Here is a 684-nt window from a genome sequence, read left to right as displayed (position 1 = left end):
GTCACCACCGACAACCGCTGAGCCTGCAGTTCGCCGAGGCAGGCGCCGGTCGGCGTCGCCAGCAGGTTGCCGTCCGGCAGCAGCAGCGACAGATTGCCAGCGGAGCCGGTGGCATAGCCGCGGCTAAACAACGAGGCGCCAATCTGTACCATTTCCTCTCGCAGTTGTTGCTCAGTCATGACGAAACTCCTGCTGGGCACGGGCAAAGAACTGGATATCGCCGAAGTTACCTGACTTCAGCGCCAGGGAGAGCGGCTGGCGGGTGTCACGCACCCAGGGCACGCCAGGGGAGATGGTCGGCCCAATATGGAACGCCTCAACCCCCAGGGTCTGCGCCACAATGCTCGACGTTTCCCCTCCGGCCACAATAAAGCGGGTAAATCCTTTCGCCTTCAGGGCGGCGGCAAGGGCGGCAAACAGCTGTTCCACCCGTTCGCTGCTGGCCTTGTCGCCATACTGCGCCTGGATCCGCTGCAGCGTTTGCGGCTCGGTGGTGGCATAGATCATCGGCGCCAGCGGCGCATCGAGCTGCGCGTCCACCCAGTCAGTCAGCGTCCTGACGTAGCTCTCCAGATCGGTAAAGCAGGCGCTTAAGTCGACGGCGCGGGCGGGGGCCTGTTGACGATAGGCCGCCACCTGGCTGTTGGTCATCACCGAGCAGGAGCCCGAGAGCACCACCNCNGG

The 684-nt window shown here is 64.4% G+C and carries 2 protein-coding genes; both read right to left on the bottom strand.

Annotation, left to right across the window (positions count from 1 at the left end; all coding sequences use genetic code 11):
• On the bottom strand, positions 1-179 hold a 179-nt coding region (locus VZP09_RS24960; protein ID WP_172437475.1), incomplete at its 3' end, for a class II aldolase/adducin family protein.
• On the bottom strand, positions 172-684 hold a 513-nt coding region (locus VZP09_RS24700), incomplete at its 5' end, for a nucleotide-binding domain containing protein (RefSeq protein ID WP_328795532.1). The genes VZP09_RS24700 and VZP09_RS24960, both read right to left, overlap by 8 nt.

Origin of the sequence: Klebsiella sp. EMBS2024, from assembly GCF_036233805.1 — a bacterium.
Taxonomy (GTDB): domain Bacteria; phylum Pseudomonadota; class Gammaproteobacteria; order Enterobacterales; family Enterobacteriaceae; genus Klebsiella; species Klebsiella pneumoniae.
This window is presented reverse-complemented; position numbering and strand designations above follow the sequence as displayed.